The sequence below is a fragment of the Oleiphilus sp. HI0132 genome, assembly GCF_001635845.1.
Genome location: NZ_LWGJ01000335.1, coordinates 1 through 26560 on the forward strand (window position 1 = coordinate 1; position 26560 = coordinate 26560).

Annotated in this window: 26 protein-coding genes; 15 read left to right on the forward strand and 11 right to left on the reverse strand. The window is 46.2% G+C overall.

Going from position 1 to position 26560, the window contains the following annotated elements:
• The 8 genes from A3766_RS03995 to A3766_RS04030 form a co-directional block, all read left to right on the forward strand.
• The coding region (locus tag A3766_RS03995) for a MotA/TolQ/ExbB proton channel family protein (protein ID WP_369808599.1) at nucleotides 1-733 on the forward strand (733 nt) is incomplete at its 5' end.
• Nucleotides 723-1118 (forward strand): biopolymer transporter ExbD, encoded by a 396-nt coding sequence (locus A3766_RS04000; protein WP_068513304.1) that lies wholly within the window; start codon nucleotides 723-725, stop codon nucleotides 1116-1118. The genes A3766_RS03995 and A3766_RS04000, both read left to right, overlap by 11 nt.
• Nucleotides 1115-1510 (forward strand): biopolymer transporter ExbD, encoded by a 396-nt coding sequence (locus tag A3766_RS04005; RefSeq protein WP_068633875.1) that lies wholly within the window; start codon nucleotides 1115-1117, stop codon nucleotides 1508-1510. Before A3766_RS04000 ends, A3766_RS04005 begins: the two co-directional genes overlap by 4 nt.
• Entirely contained in the window at nucleotides 1507-2376 is an 870-nt protein-coding gene (locus tag A3766_RS04010; protein WP_068641730.1) for an energy transducer TonB, read from the forward strand. Before A3766_RS04005 ends, A3766_RS04010 begins: the two co-directional genes overlap by 4 nt.
• 9 nt (nucleotides 2377-2385) lie before the next feature.
• On the forward strand, nucleotides 2386-4770 hold the full coding sequence (locus A3766_RS04015; protein WP_068641732.1) for a TonB-dependent siderophore receptor: 2385 nt from the start codon (nucleotides 2386-2388) through the stop codon (nucleotides 4768-4770).
• A gap of 72 nt (nucleotides 4771-4842) precedes the next feature.
• On the forward strand, nucleotides 4843-5967 hold the full coding sequence (locus tag A3766_RS04020) for an alpha-hydroxy acid oxidase (protein WP_068554242.1): 1125 nt from the start codon (nucleotides 4843-4845) through the stop codon (nucleotides 5965-5967).
• Nucleotides 5961-6647 carry a Fe2+-dependent dioxygenase gene (locus A3766_RS04025; protein ID WP_068513317.1) on the forward strand — a complete coding sequence of 229 codons (687 nt, stop codon included), beginning with the start codon at nucleotides 5961-5963 and terminating at the stop codon, nucleotides 6645-6647. Before A3766_RS04020 ends, A3766_RS04025 begins: the two co-directional genes overlap by 7 nt.
• A gap of 42 nt (nucleotides 6648-6689) precedes the next feature.
• Nucleotides 6690-7709 (forward strand): extracellular solute-binding protein, encoded by a 1020-nt coding sequence (locus A3766_RS04030; RefSeq protein WP_068641734.1) that lies wholly within the window; start codon nucleotides 6690-6692, stop codon nucleotides 7707-7709.
• 170 nt (nucleotides 7710-7879) lie between these two features.
• Here the strand turns inward: A3766_RS04030 and A3766_RS04035 are convergent, their stop codons facing one another.
• From A3766_RS04035 to amrB, 6 genes are all read right to left on the reverse strand, one after another.
• A complete protein-coding gene (locus A3766_RS04035; RefSeq protein WP_068513323.1) occupies nucleotides 7880-8239 on the reverse strand; it encodes a type II toxin-antitoxin system RelE/ParE family toxin in 360 nt (119 codons plus the stop codon).
• The gene (locus A3766_RS04040; RefSeq protein WP_068513326.1) at nucleotides 8229-8504 is read right to left on the reverse strand and encodes a hypothetical protein; all 276 of its coding nucleotides are present in this window, start codon (nucleotides 8502-8504) and stop codon (nucleotides 8229-8231) included. Before A3766_RS04040 ends, A3766_RS04035 begins: the two co-directional genes overlap by 11 nt.
• Before the next feature lie 126 nt (nucleotides 8505-8630).
• Complete coding sequence (gene chrA, locus A3766_RS04045) at nucleotides 8631-9779, reverse strand: chromate efflux transporter (RefSeq protein ID WP_068641735.1); 1149 nt, start codon at nucleotides 9777-9779, stop codon at nucleotides 8631-8633.
• 67 nt (nucleotides 9780-9846) lie between these two features.
• On the reverse strand, nucleotides 9847-10209 hold the full coding sequence (locus A3766_RS04050; RefSeq protein WP_156508671.1) for a hypothetical protein: 363 nt from the start codon (nucleotides 10207-10209) through the stop codon (nucleotides 9847-9849).
• A gap of 70 nt (nucleotides 10210-10279) precedes the next feature.
• Nucleotides 10280-10834 (reverse strand): AmmeMemoRadiSam system protein A, encoded by a 555-nt coding sequence (gene amrA / locus A3766_RS04055; protein ID WP_082907028.1) that lies wholly within the window; start codon nucleotides 10832-10834, stop codon nucleotides 10280-10282.
• 29 nt (nucleotides 10835-10863) lie between these two features.
• Nucleotides 10864-11664: an AmmeMemoRadiSam system protein B gene (gene amrB / locus A3766_RS04060; protein ID WP_068554254.1), complete on the reverse strand. Its 801-nt coding sequence runs from the start codon at nucleotides 11662-11664 to the stop codon at nucleotides 10864-10866.
• A gap of 202 nt (nucleotides 11665-11866) precedes the next feature.
• Here amrB and thpR point away from each other — a divergent pair, with 202 nt between their 5' ends.
• On the forward strand, nucleotides 11867-12382 hold the full coding sequence (thpR, locus tag A3766_RS04065; RefSeq protein WP_068633863.1) for an RNA 2',3'-cyclic phosphodiesterase: 516 nt from the start codon (nucleotides 11867-11869) through the stop codon (nucleotides 12380-12382).
• A gap of 2 nt (nucleotides 12383-12384) precedes the next feature.
• Here the strand turns inward: thpR and recQ are convergent, their stop codons facing one another.
• A complete protein-coding gene (recQ, locus tag A3766_RS04070) occupies nucleotides 12385-14583 on the reverse strand; it encodes a DNA helicase RecQ (protein WP_068641739.1) in 2199 nt (732 codons plus the stop codon).
• Nucleotides 14584-14840: 257 nt separating this feature from the next.
• Here recQ and A3766_RS04075 point away from each other — a divergent pair, with 257 nt between their 5' ends.
• On the forward strand, nucleotides 14841-15455 hold the full coding sequence (locus tag A3766_RS04075) for a hypothetical protein (protein WP_068509688.1): 615 nt from the start codon (nucleotides 14841-14843) through the stop codon (nucleotides 15453-15455).
• 82 nt (nucleotides 15456-15537) lie between these two features.
• On the forward strand, nucleotides 15538-16554 hold the full coding sequence (locus A3766_RS04080) for a medium chain dehydrogenase/reductase family protein (protein ID WP_068513341.1): 1017 nt from the start codon (nucleotides 15538-15540) through the stop codon (nucleotides 16552-16554).
• A gap of 55 nt (nucleotides 16555-16609) precedes the next feature.
• Here the strand turns inward: A3766_RS04080 and A3766_RS04085 are convergent, their stop codons facing one another.
• The 3 genes from A3766_RS04085 to A3766_RS04095 form a co-directional block, all read right to left on the reverse strand.
• On the reverse strand, nucleotides 16610-17803 hold the full coding sequence (locus A3766_RS04085; RefSeq protein WP_156508672.1) for a hypothetical protein: 1194 nt from the start codon (nucleotides 17801-17803) through the stop codon (nucleotides 16610-16612).
• A gap of 104 nt (nucleotides 17804-17907) precedes the next feature.
• A complete protein-coding gene (locus A3766_RS04090) occupies nucleotides 17908-20241 on the reverse strand; it encodes an EAL domain-containing protein (protein WP_068633857.1) in 2334 nt (777 codons plus the stop codon).
• Nucleotides 20231-20866, reverse strand: a complete 636-nt coding sequence (locus tag A3766_RS04095; RefSeq protein WP_082882087.1) for a methylamine utilization protein — start codon at nucleotides 20864-20866, stop codon at nucleotides 20231-20233. Before A3766_RS04095 ends, A3766_RS04090 begins: the two co-directional genes overlap by 11 nt.
• A 252-nt stretch (nucleotides 20867-21118) precedes the next feature.
• On the opposite strand from A3766_RS04095, the gene A3766_RS04100 reads away from it, so the two are divergent.
• Complete coding sequence (locus A3766_RS04100) at nucleotides 21119-22012, forward strand: PP2C family serine/threonine-protein phosphatase (protein ID WP_082865362.1); 894 nt, start codon at nucleotides 21119-21121, stop codon at nucleotides 22010-22012.
• A gap of 128 nt (nucleotides 22013-22140) precedes the next feature.
• Here A3766_RS04100 and A3766_RS04105 read toward each other — a convergent pair whose 3' ends face one another.
• A complete protein-coding gene (locus tag A3766_RS04105) occupies nucleotides 22141-24294 on the reverse strand; it encodes a glutamate synthase-related protein (protein ID WP_082865363.1) in 2154 nt (717 codons plus the stop codon).
• A gap of 137 nt (nucleotides 24295-24431) precedes the next feature.
• Here A3766_RS04105 and A3766_RS04110 point away from each other — a divergent pair, with 137 nt between their 5' ends.
• The 3 genes from A3766_RS04110 to A3766_RS04120 all read left to right on the forward strand — a co-directional run bounded on the left by A3766_RS04110 (nucleotide 24432) and on the right by A3766_RS04120 (nucleotide 26553).
• On the forward strand, nucleotides 24432-24740 hold the full coding sequence (locus tag A3766_RS04110) for a hypothetical protein (RefSeq protein WP_068513352.1): 309 nt from the start codon (nucleotides 24432-24434) through the stop codon (nucleotides 24738-24740).
• A gap of 42 nt (nucleotides 24741-24782) precedes the next feature.
• Nucleotides 24783-25415 (forward strand): peptide-methionine (S)-S-oxide reductase MsrA, encoded by a 633-nt coding sequence (gene msrA, locus A3766_RS04115; protein WP_082865364.1) that lies wholly within the window; start codon nucleotides 24783-24785, stop codon nucleotides 25413-25415.
• 85 nt (nucleotides 25416-25500) lie between these two features.
• Entirely contained in the window at nucleotides 25501-26553 is a 1053-nt protein-coding gene (locus tag A3766_RS04120) for an aldo/keto reductase (protein ID WP_068513358.1), read from the forward strand.
• The last annotated feature ends 7 nt before the right edge of the window (nucleotides 26554-26560 follow it).

Genomic DNA, 26560 nt, shown 5'->3' on the forward strand with positions numbered 1-26560 from the left:
CCCCCACATGCAAGCCGAAATTACTCCCAACCAAGCAAGTAACTTGAACGCTAATATGCTTGACCCTCTGATTGAACTATTGAATATCGGTGGCCCAGTCGTCTGGATTCTTCTTGCCCTTTCGGTAATATCCCTGTCTATCGTTTTGTTGAAATGTTGGCAGTACTTTTCGGCGAAGGTCGAACAAAGTGCAGAGTTGGAAGCCAGCTTGTCCGCATGGCAACAAGGCCGTTATGACGAGGCACTCAATACCTTAGACAATAAGCAAGCCATTCCAAAGCTAGTTCTTCATGCCATGGATGGTCACCTAGCCAACGAAGATCAAAACATTCTTGAGCGAGAGCTGACACGCCAAGCCAATCAAATCATCATGGACTTGCGCGGATTGCTGAAGCCATTGGAAGTCATTGCCACCTTAAGCCCATTACTAGGTTTGATGGGAACCGTGCTTGGTATGATTGAGGCCTTTCAGCAAATGCAGTCAGCCGGATCCAATGTCGACCCCGCTGTACTCTCAGGCGGTATCTGGCAAGCCTTGCTCACCACAGCCGCTGGCTTAGCCGTCGCTATCCCCGTTGCGGCAGCTTATGCCTGGTTTGACCGTCGAGCCGAGCGTGTTGCCCATCACATCAATGACTCGGTAAGTCGTGTCTTCACTAAGTTCTCTGCGAACAACACCCCTACCAACGACAGCCCTACCAAGATGGTGAACGAGACTCTTCATGTTGCTTAAGGTTCAAACAAAACCTAAGAACCTCGTCAGCCTAACCCCACTCATTGATGTGGTGTTTATCCTGCTGCTGTTCTTTATGCTCACCTCTAGCTTCAGTCAATTTCGGCAAATTGAACTTGGGCAGTTATCTCAGGGCGCGCACTCAAGTGCAGAACAAAACCGCCTGTTGATTCTCGATAGGAATTTGCTCGAATTAAATGGCACCCAATACTCACTTAGCGATGCAGCTCTCAGCGAGGGCTTAAAGGATATTGCGATGCAGCAGAGCTCTCTTATTGTTGCGGCACTCAGCCAAGTTGATATCCAAAGTTTGGTGTCTGTTCTTGATTTTTGCCGTGCTCAGGGCGTGAGCAATCTCAACCTTGCCGAGTCGGTATCGCGATGAAGCTTATTCATATCGAAGCGTCCAATAACAATAGCCTTAACCTGGACGGTAATATGGTCCCTGCGATCAATATCGTCTTCTTGTTATTGATCTTCTTTATGGTGGCCGGTCAGATTAAATCGCCAAGCAAGAGCCTGGAATTGCCCAATTCACAAAATGATCAGAAAGTGGACGCGAAGACGCTGGTACTGGAAATTCATGCAAATGGAGAATACTTACTGGAAGGTGAGCAAGTTAATGACGAACTTAGCAAAGTGTTTTCTGATCAGACGATCACAGAACTGAGTATACGCATTCACCGCCAGCTTCCCGCTTCTGCATTAGACCCGGTGCTAAAGCTGGCACGAACTTACGGCATGGAAAGCCTGAGCATTCAGACGATTCAGCCATGAAGATCAAAAGTGCTCACATAACAACAGCAAGTCTCTTTGCGATCGCGCTCCACTTTTCCCTGGCACTAGCTTATAGCATCTATAGCTTGCCCTCTACTATTGCCATAAGCGGAGCTCAACAAGCAGGTGAAGACGGCTTAATAGCAGGCCTGGGTCTGGCAGGAAGCTTTGTGGATACCAGTGCCGCGGCCTCAAGTGAAGAAGCAGCCAACGAGCAAGTTCAAGAAGAGCTTGTCGATATCAAAGAAACCCAAACACCAGACGAAGTCGCAGAAATCGAACCAGCGCTTGAAGCAATAGAAGAAACAATAGAAGAACCCACACCCGTCGAAACAATTGATATGGAGAAGAAGCAAACAGATCTGCCAGCCGAGCTTCCTGCTCCTGAGCAGGTGGCTAAAAAGCTAGAAACGACTCAACCAGAAACTAAGCAAGCAGAAACAAAGCAGGCTGAAGACAGCAAAACTCAGGAAGACATATTTGATAGTAAACAAAACAGTCGAGCAACTATCAAAGCAACGGGAACAGGGAAAAGCACTACGACAGGAGGTAAACCAGCTATTCAGCAAACTTATCTTTCTCGTATTCTCGCCCATGCTGCGCGCCACAAACGCTACCCACGAAGCGCCCGTCGAGCAGGTGTGACCGGCACTGTTCACGTTAATTTTTATCTAAAAACAAATGGTCGTCTAAAACGACCAAGGATTACAAAAAGTTCGGGAGACCCTCGCCTGGATCAGGAAGCTCTAGACATGCTGCTACGAGCTACCCCCTTTCCAGCGATACCAGAAGAATTGAGCAAGGACGGTCTCGACCTTACCTTGCCGATTGAATTTTCACTCAACTCATCCAACACGCTTTTTTAAGGAAGTATCATGTCTCACAACATTAATAATCCGGCCCGAGACTCGGAAACAAACCACACTACACAAAACCCGAAAACTTTTTCTACGACTCGTTCTTCTGGAACATTAGCCCTGGCGATATCCGGTGCTCTAATGACGGGTATGGCAAGCGCTGAAGAGCCCACTCCAGAAAGCATCAAGCTTGATAAGCTTAAAATTGAAGAGTCTGTCACACCCGACACAAACCCTTATGCGACACCAGGTTCCCCTTACCTAGCGGAACGCCTTTCTGACCCTCGCCGAACAAGAACACTGGCTGAAACTCCGGCAACAATAAATGTTGTGACGGCCACGCAGGTCGCCGAGTCTGGCCGTAGTGACTTGCGCACTATTTTGGATGGTCAGCCTGGCATTACCCTGGGAACAGGCGAAAACGGAAATGCCTTTGGTGACCGCTATGTTATTCGTGGTCATGAAGCGCGCAGTGATGTCTTCGTCGACGGCTTACGCGACCCGGGCATGACCATTCATGAAAGTTTCGCTGTTGAGCAAGTTGAAATCAGTAAAGGCCCTAGCGCGAGCTTTGCAGGGCGCGGCACAACAGGTGGAGCGGTGAACTCGGCAACCAAACGTGCAAGCACCGAGTATGACTTTGCGAAAGGCTCTATCGGTATCGGCACCGATTGGCACCACCGCGTCACGGCTGATATCAACCAGGTCATTGATTATGACACTGCCCTACGTGTTAACCTGCTTAAGTCAGGTGAAAATGTTCCCGACCGTGACCCGGCTGACCGAAATCGCGCCGGTGCAGCAATCTCACTATCTCACCAGGCAACAGATCAGCTAGAAATCGTTGCGGATGTCTATCATTTCCGAGGCGAAGACAGCCCGGACTTAGGTACCTACATAGACGGCGATACCGGAAAGCCTGTTAAAGATATCCCTTCTTATGTACAAGATGAGGACTTTCTGAAATCTGAAACCAGTACTGCAACGCTGCGTGTTGGTTATGAATTTAGCCCAACTTCGAGCATTGTGAATCTGACTCGCTACGGTATTACCGAGAATGGTTATGTTGCGACAGGAGCCCGAGGTACAACAGCTTACCCAACACTTGATGATGCTACGAATGATACCAATGGCTTTGAAACTGCTTCGTTAAGTACTCATCAAGGCTGGCAAGACGTTGATTATTTTGCCAATCAATTTAATTTTCTGACTACAAAAGAACTCGGCGAGACAGTTCATGACATCGTGATTGGTGTCGAATATACCGACCAAACGGTTATCAACGGCGTCTATAGCTACACTTCTGAAGGAGCCTCAAACTGCTTCACTTCAGGTCGACGTGGTGTTGGGGAAGGCTATTGTTGGTCAGACGAAAATGGTAATACCGCGACAGACCTCAATACATTGATTCAACGAGATATTGCCCAAGGTGATAAAGACTCAGATTGGAATGTTGAAACCCTTGCGCTCTATTTCATGGATACCGTCGAGTTAAGTGATAATTGGACAGCCTTTGGTGGCGTTCGTTACGACTATTACGACTACAGCACCTTCGCAAACTATGACCCTGATGGCCGAAGCGGCCCCTTAGAAAGTGAGTGGACTGAATTTGCTGACGACGGTGGCTATTGGAACGGCCATATCGGTGCCAGCTATCAGTTTATGGACAATGCAAACGTCTATGCCAGCTTCTCGACTGCAACCAACTTGAATGGTGGTGAGTCGGATGTAGGCACTAGCTGTGGCTATGGTGGTATCTGTGTCGATGCCAGCGACCCTCAATTAGGTGACCCGGAGAAAACACAAAGCATTGAGGTTGGAACGAAGTGGCAATTAAACGATGGCAAGTTACTTGCGACAGCCGCGCTATTCCGCATCACAAAAAATGATGTGATGGAGAGCCCCTCTGGCGATAGCTATAGCACGCTGGGCTCACTGAACACAGGCAAGAACCGAGTAGAAGGTATCGAACTTGGCTTAACGGGGAATATCACTGACAAAATCAGTATGTCTGCAGGTATTGCTGTGATGGATGCCGAAGTATTGGAATCCATTAACGAAGAGGATGAAGGAAAAACCCTAGCAAACTTTGCAGATACCTCTGCTTCGCTACATGTGAAATATCAGGCTACGCCACAATGGGCGATAGGTGGTACAGCCACTTATGAAGACGAGCGTTTTGTCGGCCAACCTGATACCGCAGCGAATGAAGAAAGAGGTATTCCAGGTTACACAGTCTTTGATGCCTTCGCGACTTACAAGCATAGCCAGGACCTAAGCCTGCGTCTTAATGTCGGCAACATCTTCGATACCGATTATTACTTGGCCGCTTACCGATCCGGCGCCTTTAATTACATCGGCGACCGTCGCAACGCACGCGTGACGCTTGACTTTAGTCTATAGCCTCTTGCACTAAAAAGTGGGTGGAACTGCCACCCACTTTTCCCCTTTTTATCATCAAGAGAATATATAGCGATGCAGGAAACAACGATACTCGCCCCCTTGGATCATATTCCCGCGGAGGTCTGTTGCGCTCAGGACTACGAGAGCTTGGCTGAACGCTTTATTGCCAAAGACCGATTCAACTATATTGCCAACGGTAGTGGGAAAGACCTAAGTCTTCGCCGCAATCGCAGCGCCTTCGAACAACTTGCATTGCAGCCTCGTCTGCTGCAAGACATGAGTACTAGTAAGACAGATATCAAATTTGCTGAAGCAGACTTGAGCGTGCCTTTTATGCTCGCACCAGTCGCCTATCAAAAACTCGTACACCCGGATGGCGAGCTAGCCACTGCGCATGCCGCCGATGCCATGGGTATTGGCTTAATCTCTAGCACCTTAGCCAGCGTTAAACTAGAGGAAACCGCCCCAAGTGAGCCAGGCGCAATTCGCTGGTTTCAACTCTATGCACAAGACAGTGAAGAGGCAACGCTACACTTGCTTCAACGAGCATTACTAAGCGGTTATCAGGCCATTATGCTAACACTGGACACACCACTACAAGCACCCAGCCACCAAACACTACGATCCGGCTTTCAAATGCCGAAAGAATTACAGCCAGTCAACCTAAGTGACTACCCAAATAACGGCGTTCAAAGCGCTGGAGCAGCCGGCATTTTCCAGCAGCATGTTCAAAAGGCTGTTTCACTCGAGCTGCTTAAGAAAATCATTGCGATCAGCCATGTCCCGGTATGGGCAAAAGGCATTATGAGCACTGAAGATGCTACTTACCTAAAAGATCTAGGCATCGCAGGGATCGTCGTGTCAAACCATGGCGGCAGAGCCCTGGATGGCGTACCCGCAAGCTTGACGGTACTACCCGACATTCGCCAAGCCTTGGGCGATGAATACCCGATTCTTTTTGACAGTGGCATTCGTAGTGGTGCCGATATATTCAAAGCCATTGCCCTAGGCGCTGATGCCGTTCTGATTGGACGTTTGCAAGTCTATGCCTTAAGCATTGCCGGTGCCTTAGGTGTCGCTCACCTGATCAAGCTACTCAAAGAGGAGCTTGAATACACCATGGCGATGACGGGCTGTCGTACAATCCAAGAAATTCGTCATGCAAACCTTAGAAAGCTGGGGACTCCTTTATGCTAATCGTCATACCCAAAGTGTTATCAAGCGAAGAAGTGAAGCAATTCCGAAGTGCCCTGGATAAATCCTCGTGGCGTGATGGCAGCCAAACCGCCGGTGGCATCGCTATTCACGTCAAACACAATCGTCAACTCGATGACCTGGGCGACACCGCTCAACAACTGGGCCGTGAAATTCTGCGCAAGATATCTCAACATCCTGTTTTTATCTCTGCGGCACTGCCTGACAAAATCTTCCCGCCAAAATTTAATTGCTACGGAGAAGGCGAAACCTACGGCAATCATATCGATGGTTCCCTGATGCAAATACCGGGCACCGCTCAAACAATGCGCACCGATGTTTCATCCACTTTATTTCTGAATTCGCCAGAAGAATATGAAGGTGGCGAGCTCCAAATTCATACTCAGTACGGCATACAAAGTGTCAAATTAGAAGCGGGGGATATGGTGCTCTACCCTTCCACCAGTTTGCATCAGGTTAGCCCCGTCACAAGAGGGCAACGCCTAGCATCGTTCTTCTGGACGCAAAGCATGGTGCGTGAAGATAGCCAAAGACAAACGCTTTATGAACTCGACCAAAGCATTCAAAACCTAAGCGCGGAACTTGGCTCTGACCATAATCAAGTCACGACCTTAAGCGGCCTTTATCACAACCTAATTCGTCGCTGGGCATCCCCATCATAAGCAAGCCTTATTCAATACCATCGCACCCGAACGGACATAAACATGAGACTTTTTCGACCACTTAAACTGCTGGTGATAAGTATTAGCCTTCCTTTCTGCTTCACCCCCGCTCAAGCCGAAGAGCTTATGGTGTACTCATCGCGTAATGCGAGTTATCTAACACCGATGTTCAATCGCTACGCTTCTGAAACAGGTGTTTCGGTCAGCTACACCATTAACAGCAGTGAAGCACTCATCCGAAAGCTCGAAGCTGAAGGAGAGGAAAGCCCGGCGGATATCTTCCTAACGACAGGCGCACTCAATCTGTCACTGGCCTCTCAAAAAGGCGTGCTTGCCAGTATCTCTTCTCGTATCCTGAAAAAAACACTGCCTGAACACCTTCGTTCAAAAGATGATGACTGGTTTGCAATAGCGAAACGCGCCCAGGCGATTGCTTATCACCCTGAAAAGCTTAGCGAATCTGAACTGCAGACTTATGCCAACACCTACGCCGCTCTCGCCGATAGTAAATGGAAAGGCAAGCTGTGTTTACGCTCATCAAGAACTGAGTATTCCCAATCACTGCTAGCAGACCTAAGCCACCGTTATGGCGAAGCAAAAATGCAGACGGTAATGAAAGGCTGGATAAGCAATCTCGCCCATTCACCTGTATCTGACGACTTGGAATTATTCACTGCACTGGAAACAGGAGTTTGTGAGCTAACAATTGCCTACTCCTATTACTTGCCTCGTCACCTTTTGACTCACCCGAATTCAAAAATAAAACTCTTCTGGCCTGAACAGAAAGACGGCGGTGTGCATATCGATATCACCGGCGCAGGCGTCGTAGCCGATTCCGACAATAAAGAACTCGCGCAAGATTTTTTAGAATGGATGCTATCTAAACAAGCACAATCCCAATACTCACGACTCAGCATGGAATACCCGGCTCACCGAAGAGTCTACCCGGACCGAGCTGTCGCCAAGCATGGAAAATTTAAAGAGAACAAAACCCATGTTGAAGAGTTTTCGCCTTATCAAAGCACTGCGAATGCTATCGCGAGGAAAGCTAGGTATAAGTAAGCAATGTCTGGCTAGGGGTATGAAGTTTTCAATCGTAGCCTGTTTTTAACAGACATGGTCGGCTTGGTCGTTAAAGTGCCACAGGCACACCTAATAGGCCATTATCAATATGGCCTCATTGTCCTGATTTAAGGCTGTCGCAGATTTTTGACTTTGAGCACGCAGCTTTATTAAATTACCGATAACGGGTTAGCCAATATCTCCTTGAGCCTATTCGGCGTATCCATTCTTACACCAAGTATACTTATGACACCTACCCCACCACTTTTAAGCTCCTTCAGGTAAATCACCTCATTCTCATAACGAGTAAAATGAATACTTTCAGTTGTGATGTCTGAGATCATATCAAGAGGAAAAACTCGGGGTCTTAAACCATTGTGTTTACCGGTGTTTGAAATTTCATCTATAGCGTCAAAAAGCCCATCAATATACTTGTCAGCTTGGTTTTCTCCAAATCGTTGAAAACCATAATCCCAAATACTATCTAGCTGAGCCATGGCTAAAGGGGAGTATTTAGCTTCAATCGTCATTTTTTAGGCCATTTCTTTTCAAAGCTCTATTTTTAAATTCATCTCGTTTTATTGGTTTAAATTCGCTTTCTTCAAATCTCAAGCCTTCATTTAAAGAAGACCTAACACGTTCCCACTTAGCCGAATCTTTCCGCTCCATATCTCTACGAATAAGATCTCGTAAATACTCACTGGGAGTCTCATATTCTCCGTTTAAGCCGGTACATTCTTCTAAGTGGCTGCGTAAGCTGCCAGAAACTCGTAACGTAACATTTGGGTTGGCCATATAATCATCCTCAAGTTGCACATATATATATTAATAGATAGTGCAACCTTTGACTAGAAATACATTGAAGAAGAACCCTGGCAGTGGAAGTAACGATTGTTTAGTGGCTTTGCTTATTACACTACTTTATGAAAACCAAGCACGTAACAAACCATAAACAAGAACCAATAGAATGATCCGAATAATTGACAGTTTGAAGGAACGCAGTAAAACAAAAATACTTGCGACAACGGCCATATCTATAGGCTCTTTTACAGAAGTTATATATACAGGGCTATAGAGCGTTGCTGCTAATAAACCCACCACGCTTGCATTAACACCCACAATGGCACCCGACACTCTTGGATGCTCGGCCAAAACTTTCCAGTGTTGGTTAAACGCTAAGACAAGTAAGAACCCCGGCAAGAAAATCCCCAATGTAGCGATAAATGCGCCTATTAGCGGGCTCTCGTGACTCATCGCTCCTAAGTACGTGGCGAAAGTGAACAAGGGCCCTGGCAACGCTTGGGCGACCGCATAACCGGTGATAAAACTTTCATGTCCTATGGATTGGGCGAAATAATCTTGTAGTAAAGGCAGCACCACATGGCCACCACCAAAGACTAAACTGCCAGCGAGGAAGGTTTCGGAAAACAAGGCAAAGCCATCTAAAACACCGGAGAGGCACACAACGAAGAGCACAATAAAAAATAATGTACTGAATGAAAATGACAAACCAATACGGCCAGCTTTCTCTACAGACTTGCTACGTAGAGAAAATAAACCAAACATTGCAGCAGCCGAGATACAGAGTATTTGAACAAACGGAACGGGGAAAAGCCATATGATGAGGCATGTAACGAAAGCCAAGAGTTGCGTTGTTTTAGTTTGGCAAAAGGACTTCCCCATCGATAATACTGCGTCAGCCACTACCGCAACGGCGAGTAACTTAAATACGTGAATAAGAGAATCTAGAATAGCGTTGGAACCAAAGTTCGTTAAACCCACGGCTACTAGCAGCATGATAAGGAAAGAAGGCAAGGTAAACCCCACAAAAGCCAAGACTCCTCCAAGTAAGCCCATACGATGAAGACCAATAGCGAATCCTACCTGACTAGATCCGGGGCCAGGTAGAAACTGGCTTAAAGCGATTAGCTGGCTATATGAAGATTCGGAAATCCACTTTTTGTCTTCAACGAAGGTTTTACGAAAATAGCCTAAGTGAGCGGCTGGCCCACCAAAACTAGTGCAACCTAAGATAAAGAACTGGGTAAACAATGATATTGCGTTGTTCATAAGAGCAAAGAAAAATAAGATACGGTGGAAGAATGAAAGTTGAGGTCAGAATAAAAAACAGGCGTTTTTATTCTGCCGCCAATTGTCGCTCGACATAATACAGCCCTTGTTTATATAAAGGCTTTAGGTTTTCTTCTGACACCCAGTTGTACTTTGCGCAATATATTTCCTTAAACTTTTCGATATTGTTATGCGCTTTAAAGTTGGTCGCCAAAACAAAAGCTGTGTCATGAGCGTATTTAAGCGCTGATAAGAAAAGCTGGTTATATTCGTCCAGTTCCGCGGCCGAGAGAGTCGGGTATTTTTTAGCGAAGCGTTCCTGTGTCGAGACTTGCCAGTTCTTACCAAAAGCCATGGCTAACTGCAGACCTTCATTCAGCATGTCATTTTTTTTATTGGAACGCTTTCTAGAAAAAAGTGATGATAGCAAAAGGAATCTCCGATGGGCTTAATCGCGAACTGTCATGAATATTATCTTAATAAGGTCCTTATCTATAGGGCTAATCACCAAAACTCTCTACAGTGTAGCGTTCAAGTTCTATTGATTCATTCCAATAGTCCAACGTCAATCCAGCTTTGGCTTTAAGGTGATTTAAAAAATCAGACTTATCTGGCAGCTGCTCCCAGACAGAGGGTAGAAAAGTTGCTCTTCGATTACCCAACGTCAATATCAGGCCATCTATACCGACACGTAGTTGAGATAGTAAGTCTTGCTCTGAATTCACCTGCATCGGCTCTGGGGTGCTGAGTACAGAAATATGATATTGGAGTTTCTCGTATTCGCTCTGTGACATAGGCGAAAAGCGGGAGTCATTAAATGCTGCACGGTAAGCATTCTCTGCAATATCGAGCACTAGAGGCCGATAAGCCTGAAGGGAACCTATACAGCCGCGTAATTCTCCGCTAATTTTCAATGTAACAAAGCTGGCAAACTCTTTTTCTAGCTCAGCATCATAGTCACCGATTTGAACGGACAAAGGCCTACCGTGATCTAAGCCATGCCTGATAGTTGCTTGTGCTATAGCGATCAGTTGCTGCTGATGCTGTTCATTCAAGGCATTTCTCCTTTTATAAATACGCTAGCTTAGGTAAAACTCCAAGCACCGTAGCCAACCACTCTATCTTTATCTCCAGCAGTATCACCTGAATTACACAGTGCCAAGCGATGCGGCGTCAGATCACGTTTTAGTGCGATTTGAAGTAATCCATTCACCGGGTTTCGGCCACAGGCATCGTCATATTCAATCAAGTCTGCCTGAAGCGTGTCGATAGCTTCGGCAGTCTTGCTATCCTTTTTACTAGCGACTTCGTAGCTCAGAAAATGACTCAGGTCAGAACTGATGACAAACAAGGTATCTTCGCCACCCCATAAGGAATCAATCACCTTGGCAACCTGATGCTTATCCGCATCTCCAACAACTAAGGGAAGCAAACTGAAGTCGCCTAATAGCGCTTGTAGAAAAGGTAATTGAACTTCGAGGCTATGCTCCTGAAGGTGGGCCTGGTCAAGCGTTTGAGCTAGCCCCTTAAGCTCAAGTTTTTGGGTCGCTAGGTAATCAAGTTCGATCATTCCCAAGGGAGTCTCATAGCTATGGAAGTGGCTACTGGCCAAACCTTTAAAACCATAATGATGGGATGGCCCCAAGAGAACGACTCGTTTGATTTTATCGACATAGGGTAGCAAACTCGCGTAAGCCGAGGCAGCGACCGCACCTGAATAGATATACCCTGCATGAGGCACGATAATCGCTTTTGGCTGAGCTGCCGGTACTTCTGGCAAGACCGACAAGGCGATTTTCATACAGTCATCAATATTAGCGCGCAGCTGCTGCGGGTTGGACGGGTAAAACTGTCCTGCCACGGCAGGAGAACGACTCAAATTCATAGGTGAAGCCCTCCGTTTGTGCAAGGGAAATCGACTCGGCACATTGAGATTGACAAACTTAACCCCAATACTGATAAGTATAGAGGCCATTGATAAAAGGAAAAAGTAATTAGCTAGCAGAATCAAGGCAAAGCTAAGTGCCCGGCATGTGGCGCAGACTGTCCGGGATATTTCTCACAAGATAATGAATAGTGGAAAAGCTATGAGGCTCTTTATCGCAACCCCCTTATCAAATACAACACAAGCTGAAGTGTTACAGTATCAGCCGCCAACAGCTGAGGGCGCTCGCTTACTTCGCCCTGAACTCTTGCATATGACCTTACAGTTTATTGGTGAAGCAGAGCCTAAGGTGGTCAGCCAAGCACTGCAGAATATCCAATTCAATGCCTTTAGTACTCACTTCACTCAAACCGGAGTCTTTTCCCCTAAAAAGAGTAAGAACATTTTATGGCTCGGGCTCGCCCTGAATGATGACTTAGCTCGGCTGCAAAAAATGATTAGCCACTCACTACGCGAAGCGGGCATCAAAATCGACTCCCGTCTGTTCACCCCACATATCACGTTGGCGCACTGTAAGCACAGTATGGATAAGGCCTATATCGACGCATTCGTCAATCAAGAGCCCATCGCCTGGCCTTACCAGATTAATCAATTTCACCTATATCGTAGCCATAATAAAGGCGGGCAACTGCACTATGACATTATAGAGAGCTACTAGGTTTAAACCTCTGTATCGCTCAAACATACCGCGTAACGTATCTGTTCCCAGTCATAGCCCTCACCCAAGGCCTCGAATACTGGTTTGATTCGTTCAGGCTTGTTCAAGCTTAGCCATTGTGCCTGAATACCCGCTATTTGTTCTGGCGATATCATCGTACTGACATCAACGTCTTCCCCATGAAAAGCCAGACGATATATATGGCTAATTATCGTAGACTTACTTAAACCTCTCGTTTTGGCGATCTCATTGGGTGACTGCCCTTGCTGATAGAGCGAAAAGGTCTCTCGATGCGTATCGCCTAGTTTCGCCATAGTAAAGTCACTACGCGCAGGTTTAGGCGGCAACTTTTTCCGCACAGGCCCATCAATAAGTAAGCGATCACTCTCATCAACCAATCTGGATATTAAGGCAACGAAGGGTTCACCATACTTCTCACACTTATGATCCCCCACACCGCTGACCGTCAAGAAGGCGGCTAAGTTCCCAGGCTTAAGCCGAGACATATCTTTTAAGCTTGCATCTGAAAAAACGGTATAGCCCTGAACTTTATCCTTCTGCGAAATTTCTTTTCTGAGCCCTTTTAATGCCTCAAACAAAAGATGCTCAGCCTCGCTAAGATCGGCGTGCTTGTTCACTTTTTTCTCAACCTGATTGATTTTTGGATCTACAGGCTCACATAGCTGAACTGTCTTATCTCCTTTCAAAACAGCCATCGATAAGTCCGTCAGATGCAGTGTACTGCCTTGAGAAAAGTCGAGTGATAGATAGCCGCGATCAATCAGCTGTGTAATGTAGTGAGACCAGTCTTTCCAGGCGATGTCCTTACCTGCGCCGTAGGTCTTGATAGTATTTAGACCCGACTCCAATACCGCGCGACTCGATGAAGCTCTCAAGATATCAATTAACATATTAATACCTACAGCCAAATTGCGCTGCTGAACTCTAAAGCAAGCAGACAGGGCTTTCTGAGCGATGACTGTGCCATCGAAGCTTTTGGGTGGATGAATGCAGTGGTCGCAGTGCCCACAACCTTCTTCTCGATGCTCACCAAAGTAATTCAGAACAAAATTGGTACGACAAGAAAGCGTTTGGGTAAACTCCCAAAGCCGGCTAAGCTTGGCTAATTGCACTTGTTTGAAGCGCTCATCGGCATCGCTATCTTCGATAAAGCCTGTCAGGGTTTTCATATCACCAAAACCTGCAAACAGTAGCGCTTTGGCCTCTTCGCCATCTCGCCCGGCACGGCCCATTTCCTGATAATAGCTTTCAATATTTTTTGGCAGGTTATAGTGAATTACCCAGCGAATATTCGGTTTATCGATACCCATACCAAAGGCGATGGTAGCGCAGACTATCTGGATATCATCACGCAAGAACTTGTCTTGCACCTCTGCCCTACGTTCACTATTCATCGCTCCGTGATAATGCTCGGCAATGTATCCGGCATCACGTAATTTCGCTGCCGTTTCTTCGGTACTGCGGCGGCTCAAGCAATAAATAATACCGGCTTCCTTGCCTTGCGTTTGCAGAAACTGGTAGATCACCTGAATTCGTTTTTTAGCTGGCAAGACCTCTATTTCAATATTTTTACGCTCAAAACTGGATACAAAGGTCTCGCAGTTGACCAAGCCTAGTTGCTGACGAATATCTTGCTGTGTCGCAGTATCTGCGGTTGCAGTCAAGGCGGCTACCGGCACATTGGAGAACAAACGTATCAGCTCGGTTAGGCGAGTATATTCAGGACGGAAGTCATTCCCCCATATTGAAACACAGTGCGCTTCATCAATGGCAATTTGCACGATATTCAAACGACTCACCCAATTCAAAAAACCTCTTGAAACAGCGCGTTCGGGTGATACATATAAAAGCTTAAGTGCACCACTTTCCGCTCGGGTTCGAATCATCTGCTCCTCATCACTGCTGCAGGCACTATTTAGCGCCTCAGCTTGAATACCGCTAAGTTGAAGTGCTGAGACTTGATCCTGCATTAGTGCGATAAGAGGTGAGACAACAATACTCAAACCGTCCAGCATGACAGCGGGCAGCTGGTAACAAATAGACTTACCACCACCGGTAGGCATAATCACCAGGCTAGACTGGCCCTTAAGTGTACGTTCGATGGCACCCGCCTGATTGAGGCGAAAGGCATCATAGCCAAAGTAAGATTTTAGGGCGTGAAGCGCCGTGTCCATATTCATAGGTCGTTCTCCTGAAAGGGGCTGTGATTCTTAACTTCCCTTTGGGCATCATGAGGAGACACGTCGGGCAGGTCTTTCCAATTTATCGGCATCGCAAATTCCTTTTGCTAATGATTGAATTCACGAGAAGCCTAGCAAATATAGTGGGTCGCATGCAAAGTCGGCCAACACGATTTACATTACAATAGGCCAAAATATTAAACGCCATTCTGGCAACTAAACTAGATGGAACACCTCCTAAATGCTAAAGTAAGCAGATGCTAACTTCCTATAAGCCAATAACGCTAATAATAAAGCGCTCAATAGTCCTATTAGCACTGTTTTTATCAGCTTGCGCCAGCTTTGATCAGACCAACATTAAACCCGGTCAGCGTGTTGATGGCTTTACTTTCTCTTTTGAAGTGCCTACAGAAACACCCTGGTTTGCAGTCGTATATGGCACAAGTCATCGTCTGAAACTCAGCCAATTAAACCAAGACGATAGTTACTCCATTCTAGTCACCTTAACTCGCGGCCCAAGAAGCGGTATGTATTCGAGTGCCAACGCGCACTTACAGGCACTAAAGCGCCACCTGCAATTAGAACGGCAGCCAAAAGGTTTAGTCCTCCATCACCAGGCACAAGCCATTGATACACGCTATGGCGAATTATGCATTCGTCAAACCAGTAATAGCGAAGACTGGCGAGGTCGAGCAAAGCCCGGCCCAGCGCTGATAGACAGTATCACCCTGACCTGTCCTCACCCCGGCTTCGCAAACGTACTAATCAGCACGACGCTAAGCCGACGCTATGAAACTCACGCAGCAACACTTGAACTAACAAACTACGCAGACCAACTTTTCGCTTCATTCGAGTTTGAACCAGATTATTGAAAACACCATTCCGAAAAGTAAGGGTTTTCTCATTCTCTGAACTGAGTTAGTTTTAGCACCAGTCAAGTTCAAGGAGCGCATCATGAAAAAAATCATCATAAGCAATAGCGGGAAAGCAAATGTATTACAAGTTCAAGAGGCTGCCGACCTGGTGGCTGGTGATAAGGAAGTTCGTATTGCAGTGAAAGCTGCGGGATTGAATTTTGCTGATATTTTGGCTCGACAAGGCCTCTACCCTGATGCGCCGAAAACGCCTTGTACCGTTGGCTATGAAGTATCGGGTGTCATTGATGCTATCGGCACAGGCGTAGATGAATCCTGGCTAGGCAAGGAAGTTATCGCCTTAACACGCTTTGGCGGCCAAGCTGAGCAAGTCACAGTGCCCCTACAACAAGTATTTGATAAACCAGAAACGCTCTCCTTCGAAGCCGCAGCAGCAATCCCCGTAAACTACCTTACCGCCTACCAATTACTCGTCGCGATGGGAGGCTTACAAGCTCATGAGAGCGTTCTCATTCACAATGTGGGAGGTGGTGTCGGTCTTGCTGCACTGGAAATCGCCAAGCATATTGGCGCTACAATTTATGGTACTGCTAGCTCAAGGAAGCACAAGTTCTTAAAAGAAAAGGGCTTGGATCACGCAATAGATTACCGTACCCAGGATTGGAAGAAAGAACTTCTCGCCCTCACCAATAGCCGCGGTGTCGACTTGATCACAGACCCTATTGGCGGCGATAACCTGAAAAAAAGTTACAGTGCCTTAGCTAACACCGGCCGACTAGGCATGTTTGGTATTTCCTCTGTGTCCGACTCGGGAATCAAAGGCAAGTTGAATATGCTTAAGATGATTGTGCAAACACCTTTTTATCACCCTTTTGGTTTAATGGATCAGAACAAAGGCGTATATGGTGTCAATATGGGGCATTTATGGCATGAACATAAGAAGATTGATATCTGGATGAAAGAGATACTAAAAGGCTATGCTGAAGGCTGGATCAAGCCTCATGTCGATAGCACGTTTTCCTTCAAGGATGCAGCCAAAGCGCATGAGCATATCGAGCAACGCAAGAATATTGGTAAAGTAATTTTAGTCCCCTAACTCACAATGAAAGCAAGGCTCTTCCATTTATTGGCTTGCTGAGCCTTCGCATATTCTAGAAGGTATACTGAGCCAACATACTGACACTAATAGAATCGCTGTCACGATAGACTTGCGGGCCCTCAAGTACGCGGTATCGCTTACCCTTAAGGAACAAGACTTCCGCCCCTAAGCGCAGCGCACTGTCTTCTTCCTGCCACATTAACGCTAAGGTATGACTACGCCCAAACTCGTTATTTTCTTGGTCCATCTGATCTTGGTCATCAATACCAAACTGGTCATAGCGATAGCTGATTCGATAGTCATTCAGACGGTAGGAAAACATGCCGTACAGGCTGTAGAAATCTATATCAATGCCAGGACCCGCTCCCATTTCAGAGCTGCCTTGAGAGGTTTCCGATAAGAACTCCCAGCCCTCACTAATACGCCAAGCCAAGCCAGCCATAGCAAAGCGGGTTTTCCAGGCATATTCTGCATGTAGAAGTGTCGTATCGCCCCGGTTATCGACCCAAGTGAGCTTTATATTCAGCTCATCCAAAGCCAGTGATGACCTCAGCGCATACCCTGGCCGACCATCAAGATCTAGACCAAAAGGTTTAGTACCGTCATCTCGCTGCCCCGCAAAAATCTGCCCGTATTGAAGGTTGCTGAGCTCAGGCAAGGCCAATACATCACCCAATACCGTGCGCTGACGCCCGTAAGTCCAACCTCTATAGGCCAACAAAGCGCCCATTGAATCATTACCACCAAAGATCGTTGCAGCTGCCGATAACTCTGGCCCACTATCAAAATGATAACGATAAGACATGTCTAAGCCGATAGGGTGAAACTCCTCACCTATCCAGCTATTGAGCGAAGAGTAGCTAATGGTATAAGGGGATTCCCAGAAGCGATCTATATTTTCCATTGAGGTCGGTAAGAAAAACTGGCCCAGCTTAACACTAAGCGCTTGATTGAAGTCGATATCATGACGATACCTTGCGCTCCACTCTATCACCCCAAGAGAGCGAACGGAGCTATCATTACTCGTACCTTGTGCTTGGATATGAGTACTCAATTGAAAGGCAGAAGAAGGCCGGTACCGATACTCGATATTTGATTCAAATAGGCCTGAAACCGAGCTATCCTGGTCACCCTGTCCAAAACGTCCCAGCCCACCATTGAGCCATGTATTTCCGCTGTCTTGATAGTTGGTAACAAGCGTCACATTGCCGATAAAGCGGTGTGGGCTATTCTGCTTTGCATGCACAAGTGCGCTGCTGATCAAAGCGACTAGAAGCAAGGCGGCACAGATAACTGAAGAGTGTTTTATTCTGAATGCTTTGTTTAGCCTTGTTCATCGAAAAAATAATGCTAGTACTCACTGTTTACATCATAGCCTTTAAACCAGGTAACAAAGTCTGCCGAGTTTTGTGGGCGAGAGATATAGTAACCTTGTAACTTATCGCATCCCCATGTTTCGAGTAAGGCCCAAGACGCTCTGTTTTCAACCCCTTCAGCAACGACAGTTAAACCGAGCTGATGAGCCATGTCTATCGTTGACTGGACAATAGCCTGGTCATATTTACTTTCATCCAGTTTCAAAACAAAGGCCATATCGATCTTTAGCTCGTCTACGGGTAAATCTTTAAGTTGGCTCAAAGATGAATAGCCTGTGCCATAATCATCAATCGCCAAGATAATCCCTTGGTCTCTTAATTGATTAAGCACTTTTAGGGCTTGAACCGGGTTATCAATCATCGCACTTTCGGTGACTTCAAGAATTAGCGAAGAAGTAGAGAGGCCGTTTTTCTCAAGCTCTTGCGCCACATAATCGGGTAGGTCATCGTTGGCCAGATCATAAGCCGAGAGATTGACTGCCATTTTTAGGTCTATCCCTTGAGTTCTCCAAGCAGCGGCTTCACGCAATACACTAGCAATCACCCAACGCGTTAGCGGTGGCATCAAGCCAGACTGTTCAGCAAGACCAATGAACTCTTCAGGTGAGATAAAGCCCAACTCGGGATGAATCCAACGAATCAATGCCTCAACCTGGGTGACTTTGCCTTGCTTAAGCTCCAGCTTTGGCTGATAGAACATGCATAAGGAATCTTGATCGATCGCCTCTTTCAAATCGTTGACCAGGCGCGTTTGCTTAAGATGCTTTTCATCACTACCTGGCTGATAAAGCAACAAAGCAAGCTTCTGCTCATTCGCTTCATTGAGCGCTATGTCCACACGCCTCATTAATTCATCAGTTCGTTGACCATGCTGTGGATATAAAACCACACCCGAGGTAAATGCAATGGGGAGCTTAAGCTCGTTTATTTGATAGGGCTCAATAATCGCTTCTAAAATTCGATTCGCTCGTGCAGATACTTCTGGTTCTGTATCTGCCTTGAGCAATAACAAGAACTCATCCGCCCCCAGCCTTGCAGCACTATCATCCTCACCCATCAGCGAAGAAAGGCGCTTGGCAATACTAATTAGAAGCTGGTCGCCGATATGATAACCAAAGGTCGTATTCACTTGTTTGAAGTGACGAACATTCACCTGCATCAGTGCAAATATGTCTGAATCACCATCGCTTTGCTCAAGCAGGGTTTCAATCTTCTCTTGTATCGAAGCGCGATTAGCCAAACTCGTCAAAGTGTCGTGAAAGACTTGATAGAGAATTTTGTCTTCTCGATCAGCGATGCCCCGCTGCATATGACTTAAGCTGTTAGCTAGTTTACCTATCTCGTTCTTCTTAAAAAGATCAAAATCAATTTCTCCCTTATAATCACCCTGGCTAATTCGTTCTGCCGCACTCACCAGCGTATTAACCGGTCGTGTAATATTTCGGGCAATAATAAAGGCAATAAAAGCCGATAGTAGCAATGCAACGGATGCAATAATGAGTATATGGATTTTTAGTGGTGAAAATTTGGCAATAGCCAAAGACAAGGAGGTACTCAATACCGCATTCACTTGATAATTATCAGCCTTCACCAATGAAGTCACCAGCGCTAAAAAAGACTCTCCCTGGTATGTCATGTGCAACCAGTCACCCTGAGTTTCATAGACCCTCATTGCTGCGTTAGTCTGCTCATCCAGAGTCGACAACTCAAAGCGGCGCTCATTGCTATCCCAACCCGAAAAGCTCACCTCCAGCGTTGTCAGCTCTTTTAACTGCCGAGCAAGCTTATCGTCAATTTGGAAACCTACGGCTGTCCAGGCAGACGTAACCGGCGCAAGTACCGGCAACATCAGAATTTGGTAGGGTAAGCCATCTAATACAACGGTTTGCATCAGACCGCCATTTTCCTCTGCTTCTGACAACAAGTGCTTAAAGGGGAAGTTCTGGCTTTTACCTGTGCTGGCAATCAAGTCACCTTCGAGTGAGGCGATCATCATCAAGTCAGCGCCTATTCTAGCCCCATGATTGTCGAGCACTGAGCCAATAGTTGAACGGTCCTGATCCAGCACAGCGGCTTTAAAACCAAAGTCTGAGGTCAGTACCTCAGCAGACTCGAACAACTGGTTACCTCGCAGCGCCAGTAACTGTTCAAAAACCTTTTGACCTACGACGAGCTTCTCTCTCGCCTGCTCAGCGACACTATTGTTAGTCGCTAATAACACTGCCGAAATCGTCATAATCGACGAGACAATAATTAAACTTAAAAAGGATAGTAGGATTTTTTTTCGCAAGCTCAAGTCAATAATCATCGCGATCCCTTCTATACGCTCTGAACTGACGTCGCGTCTTTTCCTTTTTGAGCTTCAAGGTAATCGTGACTGTTTCATGCTTACTATCGATAGCTTTTCTAACTAAACCGGCTTTCCCCTCTAAGCGAGGATGCCAAATGAGCAGTTCTTCAGCTGTCTGAGAAAAGGTAAGTTTGCCGCTTTCATCGCTCACACCATAATTAGGCCATGGTGACACATAGATATAGCCCAACATTGAGTCATGAATATTGCAACCTAGTGCCACTAAACCCGGCTGATTAAAGGTAATCGGCTGTTCGGGAACTCCTTGATATAATTTAATTTCAAACTTTTTGGGTTGGGAAAAGGAATAGACATGGTGACGGATATTATCACTATTGGGAAAGACAACCGCTTGCCCTTGGTCTATCGCCAATACATGAGGTACAAAGGCAATATCAAGCTGATCCATAATGGCCGGCGTTTCCTCTGCTTGCTCAATATTTCCTTCGGGTATCGCTACATAAGCGTCTTTAACCGGTTTACCGTTCTGATCAAGCACTAAAACCTCAAAAGCAGCTAAGGGTGTCGAACAGAAAACAAGTAAACTAATCATTGCAAAAACAAGTGGGTTAACACGGCTCACTAACACTCTCCAGTCGCTATAGAAGTCCTTAGACGCTGTTAATCAGTGTAGGTTCAAAAACCGGAATCAGAAAGAAGTCAGGTGACTATTTTTTGATTCCGATTAAGGGTCGTTCGATTATACTTAGCCAGAGCCGACGAATTCGAATCACACCTAAATAGCCTAGTAAATTTAAATTATAGGCTATAGATATTAGTCCTACAGCATGCTTAAATAGGCTTCTACGCAAGGGATAATGCGTTAATAACAAAAATGAAGCCGTGCACTACCTTCTACCCAACAACCATAGCAGCTGACCATGAAAGTCCGAACGCCATCATCACTCCGCCAACCGAGCTAGAATCGGATGATGCGGTTTCTGGCCTGGACATTCTTTCAAACTTTCAACGTTCAGATGTTACTAGCGAACTGAATATCTCGACTATGACTGATAATAACAAAGGACAAACTATCCCCTTCAACATTCAATCATTTGGTTTCAGTGATGTAGGTAATAAACGAACTCAAAACCAGGATGAAATCCTGGTAAAAGATTCTGATTCATTATGGCTTGTCGCTGACGGTATGGGCGGTCATGTTGATGGCGATAAAGCTAGCCAGGAGATTGTAAGGCAACTATCTGAAAAGGAACTACCAGTAAACCTTTTCTCCAAAGTAGATGCAATTAAACAAACTATACAAAATGTAAACACCGAGATATTTAGCTATGCAAAGGATAATCAACTAACGTGTGGCAGCACGGTTGTACTTCTGGCGCTTGAGAATAACAAATCTACCTTCTTATGGGCTGGGGATAGCAGGCTTTACTTATGGAGACGCGGTGAACTAACTCAATTGTCTTCAGACCACTCAATCTATAACTTATATAAAGAATCAGGTCTACCGACAGAAAACATTCAAAACAATGCAATTACTCGAGCGGTAGGTGTTGATGAGAACATTGATCTGGATATCGGTTTTCTAGACTTGGCTGTGGGCGATAGACTAATGCTGTGCTCCGACGGTCTGCACGACCCGGCTGGAGATGAAGGCATCAAGTATGCTCTATCCCTAGATACCCCGGAAAGTGCTGCGGAGAACTTAAAAAGCACCGTACTCGCGGGTGAGGCTAAAGATAACTTATCAGGTGTTTTTACTTGGCTGTAGCATTATCGATCAAAACTAGCTTCAACTAAAGCCCACACTGACACAGATTCTTGGAAACTAACATGTCAAAGACAAGCCACCTCAAAAAGGTGACATGTTACTAATTCAACTGTTGGGAAAAGGTATCTCTACATGCCACTAAACGGTATACCCGTTAATTCGGCAATCTCCTTTTTCCAAGTCGCAATATCTTGCAGAGTAAACTTACTCAAATGGTCATGGCCACACGCTCTCGCCATCACTTGCATCAAGTGTGTCGAGGATTTAAAGAAGCGTTCAAGCTGCTGTGCAGAGGTGTCAATATCCAGCTTAGCTCTGAGTTCAGGTTTTTGTGTCGCAATGCCTGCCGGACAAAGGTTGGTATTGCACATCCTGGCAGCAACGCAGCCAATAGATTGCAAAGCAGAGTTTGAGATCGCAATGCCATCGGCCCCTAGGCACATTGCTTTGATAAAGTCTGAGGGCACTCGCAAACCACCAGTAATTATTAGCGTGACATCATGACGTTTACGGTCATCCAGGTAGCGCCTAGCGCGTGCCAAGGCTGGCAAAGTAGGCACAGAAATATGATCTCTAAACAAACTCGGTGCTGCACCAGTACCACCACCACGGCCATCGAGAATCAGATAGTCTGCACTGGCTTGCAAGGCAAACTCAATGTCTCTCTCGATATGATTAGCAGATAACTTCATGCCAATGGGGATACCACCCGACACCTCACGAATGCGATCAGCGAAGTGTTTAAAATCTTTAGGGCCATTCATCTCAGGAAAACAAGAAGGCGATATAGCATCCACACCTTCAGCCAAACCTCTTACCTCAGCAACCTTTCCACGCACTTTGGCTCCTGGAAGATGACCTCCGGTACCCGTTTTCGCGCCTTGCCCACCCTTAAAGTGGAAGGCCTGAACTTGTTGTAGAACATCTTCAGAGAAGCCGAATTGCGCTGACGCTAATTCATAGAAATAGCGGCTATTCTCGGCCTGTTCCTCAGGCAGCATACCGCCCTCCCCGGAACAAATACCCGTCCCTGCTAATTCCGCCCCTCTTGCTAGTGCGATCTTTGCTTCTTCTGAAAGTGCACCGAAGCTCATATCTGAAACAAATAGTGGGATATCTAATACCAAAGGCTTTTTGGCTTTCGGTCCGATGATCAACTCCGTCCCTACTTTTTCATCTTCCAACAAAGGCTTCGTTGCCATCTGGGCGGTCATGATTTGAATATCATCCCATTCTGGAAGTTGCGTACGGGGTACTCCCATCGCTACCATTTCACCATGGCCACCGGTTTTCTCTAAACCGTCTTGTGCCAAAGCTTTAACCTCTGCCAAGCTTGGCTCTTCGGCGACTTCTTCAGTACCCGTTGGTATAGAGGAGGCTTCCGCAGCAATTGCCCCAGGTTTCGGTAAGTTCTTATGGCTACCATCACAATAAGGCGGGTTCTTGCTATGTTTACACATACACAACCAGGCATCCTGATCTTCATCGACCTTAAATACCTTGGGTTTAAATGAGGTGGAGCGGTGACTACCATCACAGAATGGCTGATTCTTACTCAAGCCACAAGAGCACCAAGCATAGCTTTCACCCGACTTTAATTCGGCTTTGATTGGCTTTCGACCCGCTATATTCGGACTGTTATCTGAGGTTTGAGAGCCGCTAGGAGCAAGCTCAACAACCTGGGCTACAGTGTTATCCTGCTTTATCTCGGCACCTGTCTTTCTTGTCAAAACATTTGCATCAGTGTGATCAAAGGTCTTGCCGTAGATATCCAGCACTGTGGTTTCGGAGTAGCTTAAGGTATCACCTTCAATGGTGACTTCATGACGAAAGGCGATCGTGCGAGCGTTTTTTTGCATAAACGGTGACTGAACAATTCCCCAGTCAGCATCGCCATCTTTGGCTTGTACGAATAGCTTAATTTTTCCCGGTGTACCTGCATTCGAGTCATAGGATCCGCCAGCAAGAAGGCCAACCGCTCTAGGGATTTGTAGCGAGTGCATAACAATTTTCTGTTCAGCGTCCCACATCCAATAGCCAAGCTCATCATGGAAGATCTCGCCATTGCTTTGACGCCGTACAACCTGATGGTAGCGAACAATCGCCAGCGTCTGCTGCTTGGCATTTTCAACATCCCCTACTCGTTCGACAACAATACGTTCAAAGTAAGGGCTATCTTCTTTTTGACTTCCTGGCAAAGGCGCGACATCCAAACCTTTATCACCTTCCCAGGTACCAATCATCGCTTCCAACGGGCCAAAATCGACGCTTTCCTCGCTCATATCATCCTCTCATTTTTGATAGTTTTATAAACAGATAAGCCTTCTAAATGTAGTCAACAAAGCTCAAAAAACAACCATCAAGAATGAATCATAAGGTACAATTGGCTAAGCCCGACTAAACAACTGGATTCTCAGCAATGAATACCTATATCCCTATTATTCTTATCATCGTAATCGCCGTATTAATTTTTAAAAGCATGAGCAAACCCGACCCGGCTGCAGAGCAGTGTGCAAAGGATATTATTCAGCTATTAAAGAAAAACCAGGGAGCCAGTGCTGAGGAGATTGCAAAAGTGCTTAAAGCACATAACCGAACTGTGGAAGATGCAGAGAAGGTAACGGTCATCGTCAAAACCAGGCTAGTGCAAGCTCATATCAGGAAAGAGGATCATAATGATGTCATGTTGAGAGTGCGCCAAGCGAAGCAATTACTAGCGACACCCTAAGCCTGCAGTTTAAAATTTCTCACACCAAGCGACGAGATCCCTATGTTTTTTAAGCCCGAAAAAGCCAAAATGATCAAACCCGAAAACGCCTTACCAGGGCGCGATCAGGCAATTAGCATTAGCGCCACCCATACCGTCACTGGCAATTCAATGCTGCCCCCCTTTCCTTCTGGAATTAAACAAGCAATGTTTGGCATGGGCTGTTTTTGGGGCGCCGAACGAAAGTTTTGGTCACTGGCAGGAGTTTATTCTACGGCGGTAGGCTATAGCGCGGGCTTTACGCCCAACCCAAGCTACCAAGAAGTTTGCTCAGGATCGACAGGCCATAATGAAGTGGTATTAGTCGCTTATGATCCGTCCCAAGTATCATACTCAGACTTACTAAAAACATTTTGGGAGGCGCATAACCCAACACAAGGCATGCGCCAAGGTAACGACCAGGGAACACAATACCGTTCAGGCATTTACACCTTCAATGACGAACAAAGCAAACTTGCTAATGAAAGCCTACAACAATACCAAGTAGCGCTAACAGCGCGGGGGTTTAGCGAAATCACTACCGAGATTAAACAAGCCTCTGAGTTTTACTATGCTGAAGAATATCACCAGCAATACCTTGATAAGAATCCCGACGGCTACTGTGGCTTAGGTGGCTGTGGGGTCGAGCTGTTCTAGTAATGCGGTAAAGCCCCTGGAAAAAACACTGTCCGCACCTAAGGAGATCTATTACTATAAGCGAAACTAAATAGAGGCTTGATCAATGAACTATTCAAAACTTGGTAGCAGCGGCATTAATGTTTCACGAGTATGCCTGGGCTCGATGACCTGGGGCACACAAAATACTCAGCGCGATGCCAGTGAGCAAATCGACTTCGCCTTGGCGCAAGGCGTGAACTTCATTGATACAGCAGAGATGTATGCAGTGCCACCTTCAGCCGATACCTATGGCAAAACAGAAAAGATGATAGGTAACTGGCTGGCAGCTAATTCGAGTAAACGAGGTGACATTATTCTGGCCTCAAAGATTGCAGGAAATGGCCTACCTTGGATACGCGGGGGTGGTGACATCACGGGTGAGTCGATTATCACCTCAGTAGACGCATCCTTAAAGCGCCTTAAGACCGACTACATCGACCTCTACCAACTCCATTGGCCCAATCGTACCTCGCCTCACTTCGCCAAACATTTCCCTGGTCGAATTTCTTTTACCGATGTAGACCGTCAGGCACACTCCGATCAAATGCTAGAAATTCTTCAGGCTTTAAATGACTGCATCAAAGCCGGGAAAATTAGACATTGCGGTTTATCAGACGACACACCTTGGGGGATCAATGAGTACTTACGTTTAGCTGAAAAGCACTCGCTTCCCAAGATGGTATCAATACAAAATGAGTTTAATCTACTACATACCAAAGACTGGCCTTACCTGATTGAAAACTGTGTTCACCAGGATGTCGCTTACCTTCCCTGGTCTCCGCTTGGTGGCGGCGTATTAAGCGGTAAATATCTAAATGGAGAAAGGCCTGATGGTAGTCGCTGGAGCATTCCACAACGCAATGGTATTTTACGGGACAAGCCAAATGTCGAGACGGCTGTCAGTGCCTATGCCTCGATTGCTAAGCAACTCGATATCACGCCGGCACAATTGGCATTAGCCTGGTGTAATCAGGTCGATGGTGTCACATCAACAATTATTGGCGCCACCAGTTTGCAGCAGCTGGAAGAAGATATCGAAGCCTTTAAAGTTGAGTTATCCAAAGATGACCTGAAGGCTATTTTCAAAGTACTTAGGGAATACCCTTTGCCTTTCTAGCACAAAA

Bases quoted from the DNA above. Each gene is read 5' to 3' on its own strand.
- A3766_RS04000 (WP_068513304.1), top strand. From the start codon at position 723: ATGTTGCTTAAGGTTCAAACAAAACCTAAGAACCTCGTCAGCCTAACC.
- A3766_RS04005 (WP_068633875.1), top strand. From the start codon at position 1,115: ATGAAGCTTATTCATATCGAAGCGTCCAATAACAATAGCCTTAACCTG.
- A3766_RS04010 (WP_068641730.1), top strand. From the start codon at position 1,507: ATGAAGATCAAAAGTGCTCACATAACAACAGCAAGTCTCTTTGCGATC.
- A3766_RS04015 (WP_068641732.1), top strand. From the start codon at position 2,386: ATGTCTCACAACATTAATAATCCGGCCCGAGACTCGGAAACAAACCAC.
- A3766_RS04020 (WP_068554242.1), top strand. From the start codon at position 4,843: ATGCAGGAAACAACGATACTCGCCCCCTTGGATCATATTCCCGCGGAG.
- A3766_RS04025 (WP_068513317.1), top strand. From the start codon at position 5,961: ATGCTAATCGTCATACCCAAAGTGTTATCAAGCGAAGAAGTGAAGCAA.
- A3766_RS04030 (WP_068641734.1), top strand. From the start codon at position 6,690: ATGAGACTTTTTCGACCACTTAAACTGCTGGTGATAAGTATTAGCCTT.
- A3766_RS04035 (WP_068513323.1), bottom strand. From the start codon at position 8,239: ATGACGATTGAAGCTAAATACTCCCCTTTAGCCATGGCTCAGCTAGAT.
- A3766_RS04040 (WP_068513326.1), bottom strand. From the start codon at position 8,504: ATGGCCAACCCAAATGTTACGTTACGAGTTTCTGGCAGCTTACGCAGC.
- chrA (WP_068641735.1), bottom strand. From the start codon at position 9,779: ATGAACAACGCAATATCATTGTTTACCCAGTTCTTTATCTTAGGTTGC.
- amrB (WP_068554254.1), bottom strand. From the start codon at position 11,664: ATGAATTTGAGTCGTTCTCCTGCCGTGGCAGGACAGTTTTACCCGTCC.
- thpR (WP_068633863.1), top strand. From the start codon at position 11,867: ATGAGGCTCTTTATCGCAACCCCCTTATCAAATACAACACAAGCTGAA.
- recQ (WP_068641739.1), bottom strand. From the start codon at position 14,583: ATGAATATGGACACGGCGCTTCACGCCCTAAAATCTTACTTTGGCTAT.
- A3766_RS04075 (WP_068509688.1), top strand. From the start codon at position 14,841: ATGCTAACTTCCTATAAGCCAATAACGCTAATAATAAAGCGCTCAATA.
- A3766_RS04080 (WP_068513341.1), top strand. From the start codon at position 15,538: ATGAAAAAAATCATCATAAGCAATAGCGGGAAAGCAAATGTATTACAA.
- A3766_RS04090 (WP_068633857.1), bottom strand. From the start codon at position 20,241: ATGATTATTGACTTGAGCTTGCGAAAAAAAATCCTACTATCCTTTTTA.
- A3766_RS04100 (WP_082865362.1), top strand. From the start codon at position 21,119: ATGAAGCCGTGCACTACCTTCTACCCAACAACCATAGCAGCTGACCAT.
- A3766_RS04105 (WP_082865363.1), bottom strand. From the start codon at position 24,294: ATGAGCGAGGAAAGCGTCGATTTTGGCCCGTTGGAAGCGATGATTGGT.
- A3766_RS04110 (WP_068513352.1), top strand. From the start codon at position 24,432: ATGAATACCTATATCCCTATTATTCTTATCATCGTAATCGCCGTATTA.
- msrA (WP_082865364.1), top strand. From the start codon at position 24,783: ATGTTTTTTAAGCCCGAAAAAGCCAAAATGATCAAACCCGAAAACGCC.
- A3766_RS04120 (WP_068513358.1), top strand. From the start codon at position 25,501: ATGAACTATTCAAAACTTGGTAGCAGCGGCATTAATGTTTCACGAGTA.